The sequence below is a fragment of the Micromonospora sp. NPDC048871 genome, from assembly GCF_043198155.1.
GTDB lineage: Bacteria > Actinomycetota > Actinomycetes > Mycobacteriales > Micromonosporaceae > Micromonospora.
Genome location: NZ_JBICUM010000028.1, coordinates 1 through 1,396 on the forward strand (window position 1 = coordinate 1; position 1,396 = coordinate 1,396).

Annotated in this window: 1 protein-coding gene; it reads right to left on the reverse strand. The window is 70.8% G+C overall.

From position 1 onward, the window contains the following. Nucleotides 1–145 precede the first annotated feature (145 nt). Nucleotides 146–1,213 carry a polyprenyl synthetase family protein gene (locus ACGFIK_RS27825; RefSeq protein ID WP_327027314.1) on the reverse strand — a complete coding sequence of 356 codons (1,068 nt, stop codon included), beginning with the start codon at nt 1,211–1,213 and terminating at the stop codon, nt 146–148. Between the last annotated feature and the right edge of the window lie 183 nt (nt 1,214–1,396).

Genomic DNA, 1,396 nt, shown 5'->3' on the forward strand with positions numbered 1-1,396 from the left:
CCCGACCCCGCGAAACGTTGGGCTGGGACACCCCAGCCCAACGCCTGGCCCAACTCATCACTACCTAACGATTGCACTCACCCCTTGACCCCGCCGATCAACTACTGCCGCCAACCTCATGATCAACCAGAGGGTGGGGGGAGGGTCAGCTGGTGCGGTCGGCGATGTGGTCGCAGAGGGATTCCAGGGCCCGCCGGGCCGGGATCTGCGGCAGGGGGGCCAGCTGTGCGCGGGCGTCCTCAGCGTAGCTGCGGACGGTCTCCCGGGCCCGCTTGAGCGCCGCGGACTCCCGCAGCAGACCCAGGGCCTCGGCGTGCAGGGCGTCGTCCGTCAGCGGCCCGGTGGCCAGGATCTCCCGCAGCCGCACCGAGGCGGCGTCGGTGTCGTCCGCGGCCAGGGCGTACAGCACCGGCAGGGTGGGCACCCCCTCCCGCAGGTCGGTGCCGGGGGTCTTGCCCGACTCGGTGGACTCGCTGGCGATGTCCAGCAGGTCGTCGGAGAGCTGGAAGGCCGCCCCGATGGTCTCGCCGTAGCCGGCCAGCGCCGCGACATGCTCGGGCGAGGCACCCCCGAACAGGCCGCCGAAGTGCGCACTGGTGGCGATCAACGAGCCGGTCTTCTCCGCGATCACGTGCAGGTAGTGGGAGACCGGATCGTCACCGGCCCGCGGCCCGACGGTCTCGGCGATCTGGCCGTGCACCAGCCGGGCGAAGGTGCGGGCCTGCAGGCGTACCGCCTCGGGGCCCAACTCGGCCGCGACGTCCGCAGCCCGCGCGAAGAGGTAGTCGCCGACCAGAATGGCCACCGAGTTGGTCCAGCGCGAGTTGGCGCTCGGGGCGCCCCGACGCACCGGGGCCTCGTCCATCACGTCGTCGTGGTACAGCGTGGCCAGGTGGGTCAGCTCCACCACCACGGCGGCCGACACGATCTCCGGCCGGCTCGGGTCACCGAACTGCGCGCCCAGGGCCACCAGCAGGGGCCGGAACCGCTTCCCACCGGCATCCGCCAGGTGCCGGGCGGCCTCGGTCACGAACGGATCGGCACTGGCGACCGTGTCGCGCAGTTCCGCCTCGACCGCCTCCAGCAGACCCAGCACGGACTCCTCCGTGCGAGAGTCAGCGAGATGAAAGCCGAGCGCGCCGAACTGACCTGCGCCAAGTCGGTTCCGGCGGCCACCGGAGCCGGTGCCATCCGAACGCTCGCCACCGCTAATCCCCACGACTCCACCATGCCACACGGCCTCTACCTGCACCGGACCGGGGATACACGGCGAGGGCCGGCCCACAGTCGTGGGCCGGCCCTCCTCGTGTTTTGACCATCGGGGGGATTCGTGGTGGTCGAGGTCTAGCGGAATGGGGAGGACCCTGTCCATGATCTGAGTTCTCACACAAAGATC